The organism is Phenylobacterium haematophilum, assembly GCF_014196295.1.
Lineage (GTDB): Bacteria > Pseudomonadota > Alphaproteobacteria > Caulobacterales > Caulobacteraceae > Phenylobacterium > Phenylobacterium haematophilum.
Genome location: NZ_JACIDK010000003.1, coordinates 397,538 through 413,908 on the forward strand (window position 1 = coordinate 397,538; position 16,371 = coordinate 413,908).

General features: G+C 68.5%; 18 protein-coding genes and 1 other RNA gene. 6 read left to right on the forward strand and 13 right to left on the reverse strand.

The genetic code is table 11. From position 1 onward, the window contains the following. The 3 genes from GGQ61_RS12725 to ssrA all read right to left on the reverse strand — a co-directional run bounded on the left by GGQ61_RS12725 (position 1) and on the right by ssrA (position 1,437). Positions 1 to 471: a PaaI family thioesterase gene (locus tag GGQ61_RS12725; protein ID WP_183773329.1), complete on the reverse strand. Its 471-nt coding sequence runs from the start codon at positions 469 to 471 to the stop codon at positions 1 to 3. A gap of 9 nt (positions 472 to 480) precedes the next feature. Continuing rightward, positions 481 to 966 carry an SspB family protein gene (locus tag GGQ61_RS12730; protein WP_183773331.1) on the reverse strand — a complete coding sequence of 162 codons (486 nt, stop codon included), beginning with the start codon at positions 964 to 966 and terminating at the stop codon, positions 481 to 483. 106 nt (positions 967 to 1,072) lie between these two features. Beyond that, positions 1,073 to 1,437, reverse strand: a transfer-messenger RNA (tmRNA) gene (gene ssrA, locus GGQ61_RS12735). Between the two features lie 149 nt (positions 1,438 to 1,586). Between ssrA and GGQ61_RS12740 the strand changes: the two genes are divergently transcribed. After that, positions 1,587 to 2,147 carry a septation protein IspZ gene (locus GGQ61_RS12740; protein ID WP_183773333.1) on the forward strand — a complete coding sequence of 187 codons (561 nt, stop codon included), beginning with the start codon at positions 1,587 to 1,589 and terminating at the stop codon, positions 2,145 to 2,147. On the opposite strand, the gene GGQ61_RS12745 is transcribed toward GGQ61_RS12740, so the two are convergent. After that, positions 2,144 to 2,584 carry a universal stress protein gene (locus GGQ61_RS12745; RefSeq protein ID WP_183773335.1) on the reverse strand — a complete coding sequence of 147 codons (441 nt, stop codon included), beginning with the start codon at positions 2,582 to 2,584 and terminating at the stop codon, positions 2,144 to 2,146. The genes GGQ61_RS12740 and GGQ61_RS12745 overlap by 4 nt on opposite strands. Positions 2,585 to 2,827: 243 nt before the next feature. On the opposite strand from GGQ61_RS12745, the gene GGQ61_RS12750 reads away from it, so the two are divergent. Continuing rightward, complete coding sequence (locus GGQ61_RS12750) at positions 2,828 to 3,481, forward strand: aquaporin (protein ID WP_183773337.1); 654 nt, start codon at positions 2,828 to 2,830, stop codon at positions 3,479 to 3,481. Here the strand turns inward: GGQ61_RS12750 and GGQ61_RS12755 are convergent. The 4 genes from GGQ61_RS12755 to miaA form a co-directional block, all read right to left on the reverse strand. Next, positions 3,465 to 4,364 (reverse strand): hypothetical protein, encoded by a 900-nt coding sequence (locus GGQ61_RS12755; RefSeq protein ID WP_246370824.1) that lies wholly within the window; start codon positions 4,362 to 4,364, stop codon positions 3,465 to 3,467. The two genes, GGQ61_RS12750 and GGQ61_RS12755, sit on opposite strands and share 17 nt — an antisense overlap. Before the next feature lie 13 nt (positions 4,365 to 4,377). After that, positions 4,378 to 4,926, reverse strand: a complete 549-nt coding sequence (gene ilvN / locus GGQ61_RS12760) for an acetolactate synthase small subunit (protein ID WP_183773339.1) — start codon at positions 4,924 to 4,926, stop codon at positions 4,378 to 4,380. 227 nt (positions 4,927 to 5,153) lie between these two features. Next, on the reverse strand, positions 5,154 to 6,950 hold the full coding sequence (locus GGQ61_RS12765) for an acetolactate synthase 3 large subunit (protein ID WP_183773341.1): 1,797 nt from the start codon (positions 6,948 to 6,950) through the stop codon (positions 5,154 to 5,156). 170 nt (positions 6,951 to 7,120) lie between these two features. Then, positions 7,121 to 8,050, reverse strand: coding sequence for a tRNA (adenosine(37)-N6)-dimethylallyltransferase MiaA (gene miaA, locus GGQ61_RS12770; RefSeq protein WP_183773343.1), 930 nt, complete (start codon positions 8,048 to 8,050; stop codon positions 7,121 to 7,123). On the opposite strand from miaA, the gene serB reads away from it, so the two are divergent. Further along, positions 8,049 to 8,942: a phosphoserine phosphatase SerB gene (serB, locus tag GGQ61_RS12775; RefSeq protein ID WP_183773345.1), complete on the forward strand. Its 894-nt coding sequence runs from the start codon at positions 8,049 to 8,051 to the stop codon at positions 8,940 to 8,942. The genes miaA and serB overlap by 2 nt on opposite strands. A 49-nt stretch (positions 8,943 to 8,991) precedes the next feature. After that, the gene (locus tag GGQ61_RS12780) at positions 8,992 to 9,666 is read left to right on the forward strand and encodes an HAD family hydrolase (RefSeq protein WP_183773347.1); all 675 of its coding nucleotides are present in this window, start codon (positions 8,992 to 8,994) and stop codon (positions 9,664 to 9,666) included. Here GGQ61_RS12780 and GGQ61_RS12785 read toward each other — a convergent pair. Beyond that, positions 9,663 to 10,454, reverse strand: coding sequence for a S1C family serine protease (locus tag GGQ61_RS12785; RefSeq protein ID WP_183773349.1), 792 nt, complete (start codon positions 10,452 to 10,454; stop codon positions 9,663 to 9,665). The genes GGQ61_RS12780 and GGQ61_RS12785 overlap by 4 nt on opposite strands. A 119-nt stretch (positions 10,455 to 10,573) precedes the next feature. Here GGQ61_RS12785 and GGQ61_RS12790 point away from each other — a divergent pair, with 119 nt between their 5' ends. Beyond that, positions 10,574 to 11,074: a leucyl/phenylalanyl-tRNA--protein transferase gene (locus tag GGQ61_RS12790; RefSeq protein WP_246370826.1), complete on the forward strand. Its 501-nt coding sequence runs from the start codon at positions 10,574 to 10,576 to the stop codon at positions 11,072 to 11,074. Between the two features lie 32 nt (positions 11,075 to 11,106). On the opposite strand, the gene GGQ61_RS12795 is transcribed toward GGQ61_RS12790, so the two are convergent. Genes GGQ61_RS12795 through hflK form a run of 3 tightly spaced genes read right to left on the reverse strand, consistent with a single transcriptional unit; the run spans position 11,107 to position 13,714 of the window. After that, entirely contained in the window at positions 11,107 to 11,649 is a 543-nt protein-coding gene (locus GGQ61_RS12795; protein ID WP_183773353.1) for a GNAT family N-acetyltransferase, read from the reverse strand. Further along, entirely contained in the window at positions 11,649 to 12,539 is an 891-nt protein-coding gene (gene hflC / locus GGQ61_RS12800) for a protease modulator HflC (protein ID WP_183773355.1), read from the reverse strand. Before hflC ends, GGQ61_RS12795 begins: the two co-directional genes overlap by 1 nt. After that, entirely contained in the window at positions 12,536 to 13,714 is a 1,179-nt protein-coding gene (gene hflK / locus GGQ61_RS12805) for an FtsH protease activity modulator HflK (protein WP_183773356.1), read from the reverse strand. Before hflK ends, hflC begins: the two co-directional genes overlap by 4 nt. Before the next feature lie 123 nt (positions 13,715 to 13,837). On the opposite strand from hflK, the gene GGQ61_RS12810 reads away from it, so the two are divergent. Further along, on the forward strand, positions 13,838 to 14,947 hold the full coding sequence (locus tag GGQ61_RS12810) for an Mrp/NBP35 family ATP-binding protein (RefSeq protein WP_183773357.1): 1,110 nt from the start codon (positions 13,838 to 13,840) through the stop codon (positions 14,945 to 14,947). Here the strand turns inward: GGQ61_RS12810 and GGQ61_RS12815 are convergent. Further along, positions 14,944 to 16,356 (reverse strand): MFS transporter, encoded by a 1,413-nt coding sequence (locus GGQ61_RS12815; protein WP_183773359.1) that lies wholly within the window; start codon positions 16,354 to 16,356, stop codon positions 14,944 to 14,946. The genes GGQ61_RS12810 and GGQ61_RS12815 overlap by 4 nt on opposite strands. Between the last annotated feature and the right edge of the window lie 15 nt (positions 16,357 to 16,371).

A 16,371-nucleotide genomic window follows, 5' to 3' on the forward strand; every position in this document is an offset into this window, starting at 1 on the left:
TCAGGCCTTGTACCGCTGGAAGGGCGTGGGCACCGCCGTTCCCGTAGCCTTGGCCAGGAGCCGTCCGTCGGCGTCGTAGAGTTCGCCCTCGGTGAAGGCGATGGTGCGGCCCCACTTGGCGACCTTGCCGATCCCCTTGAGCTTTCCGGGCATCGCGGGGCGGAAGAAGGTGGTCTTCATCTCGGCGGTGGGCGCGACGTGGGTCATGCCTGAGGCGACCATGCAGGCCACCGACATGCATTCGTCCAGCATGGCGCAGAGATAGCCGCCCTGCACCTGCTTCATCGGATTGAGCAGCAGCTCCGGCTTGGCCTCGAACTCGACTTCGACCGACTTGTCGGCCTGGCTGACCGCGATGATGCGGAAGCCCAGGGTCTGGGAGCCGGTCGGCTGGTTCTTCGAGCGCTGGAAACGCGCCAGGATGGCTTCGTCCGTCAGGACTTCGGGTTCGGCGGGTGCGACGTCGGTCATGCGGGCGGGCTATTTCTTTCGGAAGGTGTCCAGCGACACAACGTTGGGCGCGTTGGGATCGGCCGGTTCGGTCGGCGTGGGCGGCGGTTCGGCCGCAGCTGCGGGCAGGGCGGCGGCGGCGGCCGGAGCTTCGAACTGCAGCAGGAACTGGACGCTGGGATCGTAGAAGCGAGTCACGGCGGCATAGGGCACCGACACGCGCTTCGGCTGGCCGCCGAACTTCAGGGTCACCGAGAAAAAGGTCTCGCCTGGCGCCAGGTCCCAGTACTGGTGCTGGAGGACGATGGTCATCTCGTCCGGATATTTCGACAGCAGGTCGTTAGGACCCGAGACGCCCGGCGCCTCGGTCTTGAAGGTGATGTAAAAGTGATGCGCGCCAGGCAGACCTTCCGGCGCCGCGGCGCGCTTCAGCGCGGCCTTCACCACGCCGCGCAGGGCCTCCTGGGCCATGGCTTCGTAGTGCATCTGATCTTGGGCCGGCGGGTCCTGGGCCATCGAAACTCCGGGGGTACTGAACGTGGTGCGGAGGGTAGCGTTTCGGCGTCAGGGCGCAAGGCGGCTCTCGCCGCAGGCGTCGTTGAATCGCAGGTTCGTCAGGTGAGGTGGAGGGGTTCTGTTGCAAGGCCCCCTCCGGGCCCCGCCTAGCGCTGCTAAGACACTAGGAGTTTAGGTCGAAATCTATCGGACCGCTTACGCAGCCAGACGGACTTCTTCAGCGAAGTTGTCGTTCGCATTTAGTTTAAAGCCCGAAACGGTGGGCCAAGCCGAGAGAAAGCAACACCTTTACACGTCTGTCGATGCTGATCGGCCCCATGCTTCCGGCGACAACTGCCGAGGAAGGATTTGGTGGAGCCGCCGGGAATCGCACCCGGGTCCAGTCCGCTTATTCCGTGCGCGTTTATCTCCATAGTCGGGGCGAACCCCGACACAGCCAATATAGGGGCGGTGCGCCGACTTTAGAAGAACCTCCGGGTCGGAATCGTGGATGACCGTTCGCGAAGCGCGAACGGACAGCCGATTTCGCGAACCGACGTATTCGCTGCGTGGGCGACCTCGGGGATTACGATGCGTCGCCGCTAGGCTCTGCGCGTGCCTTCAACGCCTGGAGTTTCGCCGTGAGCCCCCTTGTCTACGCCGCCCGTCCGATCCTGATCGACATGGCCGCGACCCTTGTCTTCTACGTCTTTCTCGCCGCCAGCGGCGACGTCGCCCTGGCCACCTTCGTCGGCATCGCGCTGGGCGTGGCGCAGGTCGTGCTGATGAAGCTGCGCGGGCGCAAGATCGCGGCCATGCAATGGACGGCGCTGGCCCTGGTGGTGATCATGGGCGGGGCCACGCTGATCACTCACGACGCGCGGTTCGTGCTGTTCAAGGCGACAGTCGTCTATGGCGCGATCGGGGCGGCGATGCTGGAGCGCGGCTGGATGGGACGCTACATGCCGCCTATCGCCCAGGGGCGTATCCCGGAGTCCTATGTCAACGGAGCGGGATACGTCTGGGCCGGCCTGATGTTCATCAGCGGGCTGCTCAATCTCGGCATGACCCTGCTGGCCGATCCGAAGCTGACGGCCAGCGTCATGTCGCTGTGGGCGCCGGGGTCGAAGCTCGTGCTGTTCGCCGCGCAGTACCTGCTGTTCAGATCGGTGGCGCGGCGAAACGCGGCGGTCAGCGTCTAGCGGACCACAAGCACCGGCACGGGCGCGTGGCTTAGCACTTCGGAGGTCTGGCTGCCGAGGATCAGTCGGCCCAGGCCGCGACGCCCGTGCGAGGCCATGACGATGATGTCGACGCCCTGGGACTTGGCGGTCTCGATGATCGCCTCGGCCGGCGGGGAGTTCGGCACGTGCAGCGTCTTGGCGGCGACGCCGGCCTTGTCGGCGACGGCCTTGGCCAGGCCGAGCACGCGGTCGGCGAACTCCTTCTGAATCTCGTCATAGTTCCCCATCTCGGTCGGGATCCAGCCGCCTGCGGCGCTGGCATAGACCGGAAACGGCTCGGTGACGGTGATCAGGGTCACCTGGGCGCCGAGCGCCTTTGCGAGCGCCAGCCCCTGATCGACGCCCTTCTGGGCGGTTTCGGAGCCGTCGGTGGAGATGAGGACGTGCTTGTACATTTTGTCTCCATGTACAGGGCCGGGCCACCTGCGTGCGGCCCGCATGAGTATTCGCTTCTGAAATTCGCAGTTCCAATTCCGCGAAACTACATAGGTTGCGCGCGGGAGCACACCCTAACAGCTTGGCTTCAAGCGGGTCAGCCATGTCGCGCTCAACTCCGAGTGAGCGTTACGCCGTTCGCAGAGTGGCGCTATCTCAATCTTCAACCATGGGTTAGCCTCGATTCAAACGGGAGGCATTCCATGCAGAAGTTCGTCGCTGAGTTCATCGGTACGCTTACGCTTGTGCTCTTCGGTTGCGGCGCCGCGGTGTTGGGCGGCGAAAACGTCGGCCAACTCGGCATCGCCCTGGCCTTTGGCTTCGCGATCGTCGCCATGGCCTATGGGATCGGCTCGATCTCCGGCTGCCACGTCAATCCGGCGGTCAGCCTGGCGGTGTTTATCGCCGGGCGGATGAACGCCCGCGACGTCGTTCTCTACTGGATCGCCCAGTTCCTCGGGGCGCTCGTGGGCGCCGGGATCCTGGCGGCGATCGCCGGCACGGCCGGGGGGCTCGGCCAAAATGGCTGGGGGCCCGGCTACAACGGCGAATTCAGCATGCAGTCGGCGCTGATCTTCGAAGTGGTGATGACCGCCCTGTTCGTCATCGTCATCCTCGGCTCCACTTCCCCGGCGGCGCCGGCTGGCTTCGCAGGCTTGGCCATCGGCATCACTCTGGCCGTCATCCACATCGTCGGCATCCAGGTCACCGGCGTCTCGGTGAACCCGGCGCGCAGCTTCGGCCCGGCGGTGCTGGTCGGCGGCCAGGCGCTGTCGCAGCTCTGGTTGTTCTTCGTCGCCCCAGCCATCGGGGCGATTATCGGCGGGGCGCTCTACCGCCTCAACGTTCTGCGCTAGGCGGTTGCGGAGCCGCCGGCCCGTCCTGCGGCGGCGGCTCCGTGAAGCTCGGCGGCTGAGGACGAGCGTTCGGCGCGGGCTTCAACGCGCCGCCTTCGGCGATCAGGTCGCGATAGGCGGACCGCGCCGACGAATAATTCGCGCCCCCAGGATAGATCACATCGATGCGCGGCTCGTGGCCGAGCGCCAGACCCAGCACGGTCTCCAGCACGTCGGCGGCCTGGCCGATCTCGGCGCTGTCGCAGGCGCGGCGCAGGGCGCGCACCCGCCCGGGCTGGGCCAGGGTCAGGTCGTAGGAGGTGCCGTCGACGCAGAGCGCGTCGGCCGCGCCGGCGCTGTCGACGACCCGCACTTCGCGTGGGGAGTTCCAGAGCGGGTCCTGGGCCAGGGCGGTCAGCCGCGCCGCGGCGCCCTCGGGCGCTTCGGCGTCGAAACCGACGCGGCGGGCGATGCCGGGCTCGCAGCAGCCGAGGCCGGCGCGGGCCTGGATGAAGGCTTTGCCGTCGCGCCGCACGGTCGCGCGAACGATGGTCTGGCGCGCCGAGGTCGCCGGCCGTACTGCGACCTCGACGATCAGTTCGCCTGGGCGCAGGACCTGGTTCTGCAGCGGCGGCAGGCCCCAGAGGCGGTAAAGCAGGGGATCATAGCCGTTGGCCACGACCAGCGGCTGTTCGCCCCGGGCGGGCCGGCGCCCGCCGAGCGGGTCGGCCGCTTCGTCGGGCTTGGGACGCTTGTCGTCCCACCAGGATTTCGGATCGGGATCGGGCCAGGGCCAGTCGAGGACTGGTTCCGGCGGCGACGGCTGAGGCGCCGCCGGGGCCTGGGCCATGGCCGGTGCCGACAGGAAGGCAAGGTAAAGAACGGTCGCAGCGATGCGGACCATCCGATCCTCCTTCCTACATGGCGTCAGGGCCCCGGGTGATGGAAAGCACGCCGGTGCGCGAGAGTTCCACCAGACCGAGCGGACGCATCAGCTCGATGAACTTGTCGATCTTCGTGGAGGCGCCGGTCAGCTCGAAGATGAAGCTGTCGATAGTGGTGTCGAGCACCTTGGCGCGGAAGATGTCGGCGATGCGTAGGGCCTCGACACGGTCGGGACCGGTCCCCTTGACCTTCACCAGCGCTAGTTCGCGCTCCAGGCCGTTGGGGTCGCGGGTCACGTCCTGGACGTGGCGGGTGGCGACCATCTTCTCGAGCTGCGCCTCGATCTGCTCCAGCACATGCGGCGCGCCACGCGTGACGATGGTGACGCGGCTGGTGTGCGCCCGGCGATCGGTCTCGGCGACGGTCAGGCTCTCGATGTTGTAGCCGCGGGCGGCGAAGAGACCGACCAGCCGATGCAGCACGCCGGGCTCGTTCTCGACCAGGATCGCAAAGGTGGCCAGGTTTTCGGCTTCTTCTGCGTGGCTGAGGTCGTAGACGGAGGCGGGCTGGGCGTCGGACATGCGGGGCTCTCTAAACGTCGGTCGTCGAGGACGTGTCACAAGCGGGCGCGGGGGGCAAGCCGTGACTGCGGATCCCGCAGGAACGAGACATGGCTACGCCCGGGCTGTCCCGAAACCCCGGAGCTGACAGTCAGCCCACGAGATCGCCGACGATCTGGCGGCCCTCAGCAAAGCTGCCCAATTCGATGAGGCGATGCGGGCGACGCCGGGGGGCGCCGCCGCTCGACCTAGACCAGACGCTTGCCGGCGTCGTCGATGATCGAGCCGAGGTCGCGGGCTTCCTCGGCCATGATCATCTCGTTGTGGGCCTTGCCGGACGGGATCATCGGGAAGCAGTTCTCTTCCTTGGTGACCCGGCAGTCAAACAGCACCGGCTTGGGGCTGGCGATCATCTCGCGGATCTTGTCGTCCAACTCGTCAGGATGCTCGGCGCGGATACCGACGCCGCCGAACGCCTCGGCCATCTTCACGAAGTCCGGCAGGCTCGACGAATAGGAGTGGCTATAGCGCTCGCCGTGCAGCAGTTGCTGCCACTGGCGGACCATGCCCATCCATTCGTTGTTCAGGATGAAGACCTTGATCGGCAGGTCGTACTGAATGGCCGTCGAGATCTCCTGCATGGTCATCTGCACAGAGGCGTCGCCGGCGATGTCGATGACCAGGGCGTCCGGGTGGGCCATCTGCACGCCGACCGCGGCCGGCAGGCCGTAGCCCATGGTGCCGAGGCCGCCGGAGGTCATCCAGCGGTTGGGCTTGTCGAAGTGATAGTACTGCGCCGCCCACATCTGGTGCTGGCCGACCTCGGTGGTGATGTAGGTCTCGCGGTCCTTGGTCAGCTCGTACAGGCGCTCAATGGCGTACTGCGGCTTGATCAGCTTGGCGTCGGGCCGATAGCGGAACGACTGGCGCGCGCGCCAGGCCTCGATCTGCCGCCACCAATCGTCGATCGCGGCCTTGTCGGTCGAAAGGTTGCGCGACTTCCAAGCGGCGATCAGGTCTTCCAGCACGCTGGCGGCGTCGCCGACGATGCCGATGTCGGCGCGAACGTTCTTGCTGATCGAAGAGGCGTCGATGTCGATGTGGATCTTCTTCGAGCCGGGCGCGAAGGCGTCGAGGCGGCCGGTGACGCGGTCGTCGAAGCGCGCGCCGATGGCCACCATGACGTCGCAGTCGTGCATGGCGTTGTTGCTCTCGAAGCTGCCGTGCATGCCGACCATGCCCAGCCATGCCGGATCCGAGGCCGGGAAGGCGCCCAGGCCCATCAGGGTCGAGGTGACCGGCGCGCCGGTCAGCTTGGCGAATTCGCGCAGCAGCTCGGCCGCACGCGGGCCGGCGTTGATGACGCCGCCGCCGGTGTAGAGGATCGGGCGACGGGCGCCGGCGATCAGGGCTACGGCCTCGGCGATCTTGTTCGGCTCGCCCTTGGTGCGCGGATTGTAGTTGTGCGCGTGGGTGACCTCGGTCGGGCCCTGGTAGACGCCCTTGGAGAACTGGACGTCCTTCGGGATGTCGATGACGACGGGGCCGGGGCGGCCCGACGTGGCGATGTGGAACGCCTCGTGGATGATCCGCGGCAGGTCGGCGACGTCCTTGACCAGGTAGTTATGCTTGGTGATCGGGCGGGTTATGCCGATCGTGTCGCACTCTTGGAACGCGTCGGTGCCGATCAGGTGCGTGGCGACCTGGCCCGTGAAAACGACCATCGGGATCGAGTCCATCAGCGCGTCGACGATGCCGGTAATGGCGTTGGTCGCGCCGGGGCCGGAGGTGACCAGGACCACGCCCGGCTTGCCGGTCGAGCGGGCGTAGCCCTCGGCCATGTGGGTCGCGCCCTGCTCGTGACGGACCAGGACGTGCTGCAGGCGCTGCTCTTCGAAGAGCGCGTCATAGATCGGCAGCACCGCTCCGCCCGGATAGCCGAACAGCACCTCGACGCCCTGGTCGATGAGGGCGCGGACCACGATCTCGGCGCCGGTCAGGGTCTCAATCGTCGTTTCGGCAGCTATCGTCTGGTGGGCTGTCATTTCAGCAAGGCCTTGATTTTCGGCAATAAAAAAGGCCCTCAAGGGGCCTGGGCGAGCGACCTTCAGCGGTCCGACACGTGGTCAGTCCGCGAGAGGTCGCACAGGGAGTACAAGAAGCTCACGCACGAGCGTTCTCCAAATGAAGTCGCCGAGGTCATGACATGCCCCGTTCACCCCGTCAAGGCGGGGTGTAAAGCAAGAAACTGCCTCCATTGCTCCTCGTGGGCGATTGCGTCGAGGCGCGGCCAGTCGGCCATCTGACCGCGCAGCCAGGTGGCCTGGCGCTTGGCGTATCGGCGGGTTTCGCGCTGGGCGTTCTCCAATCCTGCCGAAAGGCTGACCTCGCCGGCCAGCGCGGCGGCCAGTTCGCGGTAGCCGACCGCCTTCATGGCCGGCAGATTGGGGGCGAGACCGCGAGCGGCGAGGGCGGCGACCTCGTCCAGCGCCCCGTCGCGGACCATGACCTCGAGCCGCGCGTCGCAACGATCGAACAGCGCCTCGCGCGGCGGATCGAGCGCCACGCCGGCCCAGGTCCCCGGCGCGATGGCCGGATCGGTGCGCGCCTGCCAGTCGCTGAGCGCGGTCCCGGTGGCGGCGAACACTTCCCAGGCGCGGGTGAGGCGCTGGCGGTCGGCCGGCGAGATGCGCGCCTCGGCGGCGGCGTCGGCCTGCGCCAGCCGCGCGCGGAAGGCCGCCTCGCCCATCGCCTCGAACTCGGCGGCTGCCTGGGCGCGAACCTGCGGCGGGGTGTCGGGCACCTCGGCCAGGCCGTGGGTCAGGGCGCGGAAATAGAGGCCGGTGCCGCCGACGATCACGGTCGGGCGACTGCGGGCGGCGATCTCGTCGATCAAGGCGACGGCGGCGCGCAGCCAGCGGCCGACCGACCAGCCCTCGGCGGCGTCGACCACGCCGAACAGATGGTGCGGGGCGGCGGCTTCCTCCTCGGGCGAGGGGCGGGCGGTCAGCAGGCGCAGGTCCGCATAGAGCTGCAGCGCGTCGGCGTTGATGATCTCCGCCCCGATTTCGCGGGCCAGGCGCAGGGCCAGCGCGGACTTGCCGCTTGCGGTCGGCCCGGCGATCAGCCAGATGCGGGGCTCCATGCAGATCGCCCTTACCCTTGTCGGTCCCGATTCAGACGCCGCCGCGAAGGCGCTCGCCACACTGACCCCAGCGCTCGCAGGCGTGCACGCCCGCGTCAAGGAGCCCCGCACGCTCGGCCCCGGCGCGCTCGACCTGCTGGTGGAGGGCGCCGACGTGGCGGTCGTCCGTACGGCGGCCGAGGCGGCTCTGGCCGGGAGCGGCGTCGACGCCTGCGCCCAGCCCTGGGACGGGCGCAAGAAGCGGCTGCTGGTCGCCGACATGGATTCGACCATCATCAACGTCGAGTGCATTGACGAACTGGCCGACTTCGCCGGCGTGAAGGACAAGGTCTCGGAGATCACCGAGCGCGCCATGCGCGGCGAGCTGGATTTCGAAGGCGCGCTGCGCGAGCGGGTCGGGATGCTCAAGGGCCTGCCGCTGGGCGACCTGCAGCGGGCCTATGATGAGCGCGTGCGGCTGAACCCTGGGGCGCGGACCCTGGTGCGGACCATGTCGGCGAACGGCGGCCGCGCGGTGCTGGTCTCGGGCGGCTTCACCTTCTTCACCTCGCGGGTGGCGCATGCGGCGGGCTTTGCGGCCAACCGCGCCAACACGCTGAACGAGGACGGCAGCGCCCTGACCGGTACGGTCGGCGAACCGATCCTGGGGCGCGAGGCCAAGCTGGCGGCGCTGAAGGAAGAGGCGGCCGGCATGGGGATCGAACTCTCGCAGACCCTGGCGGTCGGCGACGGCGCCAACGACCTGGCGATGATCGAGGCCGCGGGCCTGGGCGTGGCCTACCGCGCCAAGCCGATCGTCGCGGCCCAGGCCGACGCCAAGGTCGATCATGCAGACCTAACGGCGCTGCTCTACTTCCAGGGCTACCGGGCCGAGGAGTTCGTTACGGACTGAAGCCGGGTTTGAATTCCGCTCACGGTCGCCGCACGCTAGAAGCCCGGCCATGAGCCTACCCCGTCTTCCCGTGGCCGTCGTCTTCGATATGGACGGCCTGCTTTGCGACACCGAGGTCGTCTATCGCGATGCGATGACCGCGACCTGCGCCGAGCATGGTCACGACATGCCGCTGACCCTGTTCCAGAGCATGATCGGGTTGCCGGGGCCGGCCGGCAATCAGAAGGTCCTTGACCACTTCGGCGGCGACTTTCCGATCGACGCCTTCAACGCGCGGGTGATGGAGCACGTCGACGCGGCGTGCGAGGCGGGCATCGCCCTGAAGGTCGGCGTGCTGGAGATGCTCGACCAACTGGACGAGCTGGGCCTGCCGCGGGCTATCGCCACCTCGTCAAGCCATCGGGCGGTTCACGCGCACCTGGGCAAGAGCGGCATCATCCCGCGTTTCAACGCCATCCTCGCGCGTGGCGACTACGCGCGCGGCAAGCCGAACCCCGACCCGTTTCTGGCCGCGGCAGCGCGGCTGGGTGTCGCGCCTGAGCTATGCCTGGCGCTGGAGGACAGCCACAACGGCGTGCGGGCCGCATCGTCCGCCGGGATGATGACGGTCATGGTCCCCGACCTGCTGGAGCCCACCGACGAAATGCACGAGCTGTGCGTGCGTATCGCCGGCGATCTGCATGAGGTGCGCGGCCTGATGGCGGCGGTGCGGGCGTTGGGTTAGCGCTGGGCCGGGGCGGCGGCTGGCGGCGGGCCGGCCTTCACCTCGTCGACGACCGACTTCACGACATTCGAAGGGATGGCGAAGGCTAGTCCTGCGCCGGGCTCGCCGCGGGACTCGCGGGCGCTGGCCATTCCGATCACCTGGCCGGCGCTGTTGAGCAGCGGGCCGCCGGAGCCGCCGGCGGTGAGGGCCGCATCGGTCTGCAGGTAGGCTTTCACCGGACCGCTGAGCGCCGCGCCGGCGAAAGGATCGTCCTCGTCGACCGGCGCGCCGATCTGGCGGTTCACGGCCGAGATGATTCCAGAGGTGGCGGTTCCGACCAGGCCGTAGGGCGCGCCCATCAGCACGACCGGCTGGCCCGCCTTGACCTGGTTGCTGTCGCCGAAGGAGAGCGAGGCGAGCTGGCGGCCAGGGGTGGCGCGGTAGACGGCGACGTCCGCGGACTCGTTGGCGCCGGCCAGTTCTGCCCGGGCGACCGTGCCGTCGGCGAACACCAGATTGACCACCGGCAGACCGCCGGTGACATGGGCGGCGGTCACCACCAGTCCGTCGGCCGAGACCACGAAGCCCGAGCCCATTTGCATCGGCGCGCCGCCGCTGCGGCCATCAGAGCCGGAGACGGTGAGCATGACGGTGGCGGACTGTGCGCGCTGGACCGCATCAACGAAGTTGGTCGAGCCGCGGGTCGCCGGGGCGTCGCCGCGATGGCTGAGCCCCCAGCCGATGAGCAGCAGGATCAGGAAAATGACGACGCCAGCCGCGGCGTAGAGAAGCTGTTGGGTGCGCAAAATGCGGGCTCCGACGTAGTGACTCACGCCGGAAAGCGGCCAAGGCGCAGCTTGGTTCCGTTCTGGCCCTGCTGCGGATGGCCGCAGTTCAGGGCTCTTTGAGGGCGGATCTGCCCCACTTGATCCTGCAGAACATCCGTCGTCCACGCCTCACTGACCGGGGTCGTACGCCTAGCGCTATCGGCTTTGACCGCGCGCGCCGATCAAGATTCTCGTTTCCATCGGGTGTGATCGAAGAATATCCACTTCGCGAAGCGGGGTATCTAGTCGGAGGGTTGTACGGAGTAAGCTTGGGGGGTGTTTTCTTCGGCGAGAGCATGTTCAGCCGGCGAAATGACGCTTCGAAGGTGGCGCTCGTTCATCTGGTCTCCAGGTTGATATCCGACGGTTTCAAACTCCTGGATTCACAGTTCATGTCCTCCCACATGGCTACATTCGGCGCGGAGGAAATATCGCGCGATGAGTATCATGCGCGGCTGAAGACAGGCTTGGCCTCGGCGGCCGAGCTTCAGCCATCCGCAGTAGGAAGCGGCGTGGCGGCCCTGGAAATTATCGCAGGCGCTTCCCGCTCATCCGGCGAGCCAGCTCTGTGTCCACTGGTCGCCGGGCGGCAGACCTGACGGCGGGGGACCGAAATGGGCGGCTCCGCAGCCTATAGCTCGATCCAGTAGTGGACCGAGGTCTCGCCCGGCAGCCAGATGTGGGGGATGGCGGCGGTGCGCACGCCGCCGTTCTTTTCGATGACCCGGATCGAGGCGGCGTTGGTGGCGCTGACCGTCAGCAACACGCGGGTCAAGGGAAGGTGCGCCCGGATGTGGTCGAGTCCGGCGCCCAGGATGGCGCTGGCGTGGCCCTGGCCGCGGGCGCTCGGGCGCACGGCGTAGCCGACGTGGCCGCCGACCTTTTCCAGGTTCTCGTTCAGGTGATGGCGGATGTGCAGCGAGCCGAGGAATTCGTCGCCCTCTACCCACCAGAGCACGGTGTAGGGGACGGCCGGGCCGTGGCTGCCGTCCGGCAGGACGACGTGGGTCGGCGGAGCGAGCTGACTGGCGACGAAGGCCGCCGGGTCGCCTGCAACCTCGGCGATGCTGTCCGGCGTTTCGGGACGGAGCGTGTCGCGGGCGTAGCCCTCGCGCATCGCCGCCACGAAGGACGGCATATGCGCGAGGTCAGGCCGGACGAGACGCGGCGCCATCAGCGGGCGTTGGGGCCGCGCTCGAAGTACTTGAAGAAGGCGCTGTCAGGTGAGAGCACCATGGTCGTGTCGCCCTGGCCGAGCGAGGCCTCGTAGGCCTGCATCGAGCGATAGAACGACGCGAACGCCGGGTCCTTGCCGAAGCTCTGGGCGAAGAGGCGGGTCCGCACGGCGTCGCCCGCGCCGCGGGTGGTCTCGGCCTGCTCGCGGGCGGTGGCCAGCGTGATGGCCACTTCCTTGTCGGCGCCGGCGATGATCTCGCGCTTCTCCTGCTCGCCCTGGGCGCGGATGCGGGCCGCCTCCTGTTGGCGGCTGGTCTGCATGCGGCGGAACACCGACTCCTGGATCTGCGGCGGGTAGTCGGCGCGCTTGATGCGGATGTCGATGATCTGGATGCCCAGGCGCGAGGCGGCGGCGCGGGCGACGACGTCCTTCTTCGTCTGGGCCAGCAGCGCTTCACGACGGCCCGAGATGATCTCGGTCGAGGTCGCGGTGCCGAGCACCTGGCGCAGCGAGGAGTTGACCAGCCGCTCGATGCGGTCGCTGGCGGTCTGCTCGTCGCGCAGGGTGCGGTAGTAGAGCAGTGGATTGGAAATCCGGTAGCGGACGAAGGCGTCGACCACCAGGCGCTGCTGGTCGGAGGCGGTGATTTCCTCCTGGGCCGCCTCGATGGCGAGGTTGCGCTTGTCGAACTGGACGACGTTCTCGACGAACGGGACCTTCATCTTGAGGCCGGGATCGGGATCGCCGGGCGCATTGATGACGCGGACCGGTTCACCCAGCCGCACGATCACCGCCTGCTTGCGCTGGTCGACGATGAAGAAGGTCTGCGACAGGACGATCAGCGCGCCGGCCAGCAGGATGCCGAGGATGGGAAGGCTGCGGTTCATCGGGCGGCTCCCGTCGAGGGAGCGACCGTGGGCGGCGCGGGCTCCGCGGCTGGGGCCGGCTGGGTGCGCGGACGGAAGACATCAGGCGGCAGGATGATCGGCGCGCTCGCGCCCTTGCCGTCGATGACGACCTTGTTCGACTTGGCCAGCACGCGTTCCATGGTCTCGATGTAGAGGCGGTCCTTGGTCACGCCCGGAGCCTGGCGGTACTCGTTGTAGATCTGGTTGAAGCGGGCCACGTCGCCGGTCGCCTCGCGGACGGCCTGCTCACGATAACCCTCGGCCGACTGGACCAGCTTGGCCGCGTCACCCTTGGCTTCGTTGACCACGCGGTTGCGGTAGGTGTTGGCCTCGTTGCGGGCCGACTCCTGGTCCTGGCCGGCGCTGTTCACGTCGCGGAACGCGGCGGCCACTTCCTGCGGCGGGTTGGCCGAGCGGATCTGGACTTCGACGACGCTGATGCCGGCGCCCCAGGAATCGAGGGTCCTCTGCATCAGTTCGGCTGTCTGGGCCTGCACCTGGCCGCGGCCGGTGGTGAGGATCGGCTGCAGGTCGGACTTGCCGACCACTTCGCGCATTGCGCTTTCGGCCGCCGCCTTCACCGAGGCGTCCGGGTCGCGAAGCGTGAACACGTACTTGCTGGCGTCGGCGACGCGCCAAGTGACGCTGAAGTTGAGGTCGACGATGTTTTCGTCGCCGGTCAGCATCAGACTTTCCTCGGGAACCTTGGCGTCGCCCACCCCGCCGATGTCGATGCGGTTCAGGGTGGTGACCGGCACCTTCTCGACCCGCTCGATGGGAGCTGGGAGGTGGTAGCGGATGCCCGGCGCCTCCGAGCGCGAATAGGCGCCGAAGGTGGTGACCACAGCCTGCTCGTTGGGCTGGACAATGTAGACGCCCGACAGCGCCCACAGGCCGACGCCGACGCCGGCCACTGCGGCCACCGCGGCGGGACGCACGCCGTCGCCGCCAGGACCGCCGAAGAAGTCGCGCAACTGGCGCTGCAGCCGCTCGAAGGCGGCGTTCAGCTCAGGACCCTCAGGCCGGCGCGGGCCGCGAGGGCCGCCGCCGCCGCCGCCCAGCGGGCGGCGGGGTCCGGGTTTCTTGTCGCCGTTCCCGTCGTTGGGCGGCGGCGCGCCCCAGGGGCCGGGGTTCGCGTTGTCATTCCAAGGCATGGTCGCGTCGTCTTGCTTTCGTCTCGGCGCGGCCGCGTCGTTAGGCCCGTGCATGGGCTTGTAAACCGGCGCTGTGAGCCGGATATGTGGCTCAACACCGGTTAAAGCAAGTCAAAGGGCCGTATGGATCCGACAATCCCCGACCGCGACAGCGTCCTGGCGGCGCTCGATCGCGTCCTCGATCCGAAGACGGGCAAGGGGTTGGCGAGCGCCGGGCTCGTCCGTGGGCTGACGGTCGGGCGCGGGCGCGCGGGCTTCATGCTCGAGGTGCCGGCCGGCGAAACGGCGCTGTACGCGCCGGTGCGCGACGCCGCCCAGGACGTGTTGGCGGCCTTGCCCGGCGTTGAAAAGGCCCAGGTGGTGCTGACCGCCGAGCACGCCGCCGCGCCGCCGGCCGAAGGCGTGACCCGAGTGCGCAAGGGCGCCCGCGTCTCGCAGGACCCCCAGGCTGCGCCGGCTCCGCCGGCCGACGCCCAGCGCCCGGCCCACGTGCGCCGGGTGATCGCGGTGGCCAGCGGCAAGGGCGGGGTCGGCAAGTCCACGGTCTCGGTCAACCTGGCGACGGCGTTCGCCGCCCAGGGGCTGAAGGTCGGGCTGCTGGACGCCGACGTCTACGGCCCCTCGGCGCCGCGGATGCTGGGCATAGACGAGGAGCCGGCCTTCGTGGACGGCAAGTTGCAGCCGCTGGAGGCCTGGGGGCTGAAGGTGATGTCGATCGGCTTCATGGTCGACGAGGGCGCGCCGATGATCTGGCGCGGGCCGATGGCCAGTTCGGCCGTGCGCCAGATGATGAACGACGTGGCCTGGGGCTCGGAGGCCGCGCCGCTCGACGTGCTGGTCGTCGATCTGCCGCCGGGCACCGGCGACATCCAGCTGACCCTGATCCAGAAGATGAAGATCGACGGGGTGGTGATCGTCTCGACGCCGCAGGAGATCGCGCTGATCGACGCGCGGCGGGCGGCCTCGATGTTCCAGAAGACGGCGACGCCGATCCTTGGGGTGATCGAGAACATGGCCTTCTTCAGCGACCCGACCACCGGCGCGCCGATCCCGATCTTCGGCTCCGGCGGGGCCAGGGCCGAGGCCGAAAAGCTGGGCGTGCCGGTGCTGGCCGAGATCCCGCTGGAGGTGCCGCTGCGCGAGGCCTGCGACCAGGGCCGGCCGCTGGTGGCGACCGCGCCGGAGAGCGCGGCCGCCAAGGCCTTCATCGCGGCGGCGAAGGCGCTGATCTAGCGCGGCGCGTCGGTCGCCAGGCGGACGCCGCTGACGCTGTCGAGGAGGGCGGCTTCCGCGGCCAGGGCGTCGCGTTCGTCGAGCTGCCGGCGGACCTCGGCGTGGCGCTTGGCGTCGAGCTTCCAGCCGATGAAGGCCGCGCCGCCGAAGAACACCAGGATGATCGGGGCGAAGACGTAGCAGAGCTCCAGGCCGCGGATCGCCTCGGGGGTGTTCGTCGCGCCCTCGGCGGCGTTGTAGCCCACCAGGTCGAGGACGGTGAAGCTGATGCCGACGGTGATCGCGGTCCCGACCTTCTGGGTGGTGGTGACCAGGGCGTAGAGCAGGCCCACGCGTTCCTTGCCGGTCTCCAGGCGGACCTCGTCGGCGACATCGGCGACCATGGCGCGGACGATCAGCACAAAGGCCGAGGAGACGAAGCCGACCGCGAACATGCCGGGGATCGCCAGGGCCATGGTGGCCGGCGGGATGATCATCAGCGCCGACTGGCTGGCGGCGTAGGCGACGGCCGAGACGATCAGGGCGCGGTGCTTGCCGATCTTCTGGGCCAGCCAGCCCCAGAACATGGCGCCGACCAGGCCCGCGCCGATGAAGAACACCAGCAGGAGGCCGGTCTGCTGGTGCGAGTAGCCGCGGGCGTCGTGGAAGAAGAACAGGTAGAGCGCCGCGGTCGTGCCCGGGCCGAGCGCCATGAACAGGTCGGCGAAGATCAGGCGGGCCATTTCCGGGCGGCGGATGAGGTCCCAGTAGTCGCGCAGGGTGACGCGTTCCTTGCTGGTGTCGGGAGCGACGCGCTCGGGGGTGAACAGGGTGCAGAGCGCCAGGGTGACGGGGATCAGCAGGATGCAGAACCAGCCCATGGCGTGGACGCCGTTGGCGCCTTCACCGCGCTTTCCGAGCGCCAGCGGCAGCAGCAGGATCAGCACTGCGCCGATGACGCCGACCGCCTGGATGACCCCGTAGACCCGCGAGCGGTCATGGTAGTCGGTGGCCAGCGACGCGCCCCAGGCGGCCTGGGCCAGGGTCAGGATCGAGACCCCCAGATAGAGCACCAGCAGCCACTCGATCAGATAGGCCTCGGTGATGCCCGGATGGGCCATGAACAGCATGTAGGCGGCGACCATGACGATCGGACCGCCGGCCAGCAGCCATGGCCGGTAGCGGCCGAAGCGCGTGCGGGTGCGGTCCATGGCCATGCCCAGCAGCGGGTCGATCGCCAGGTCGATGAGCCGCACGATCGTGAAGGCCACGCCGACGGCGGCGAGCGACAGGCCGAGCTGGCCGGCGAAGAAGCGCGGCAGGTAGACCGCCATCACCAGGCCGATGGCGGCGATGGGCAGGGCGGTCGAGGAGAACGCCAGAACGACGGGCAGTGGCAGGCGGGTGCTGCCGGCGGCGGAATGCGCCATGTATCGCCTCAAATG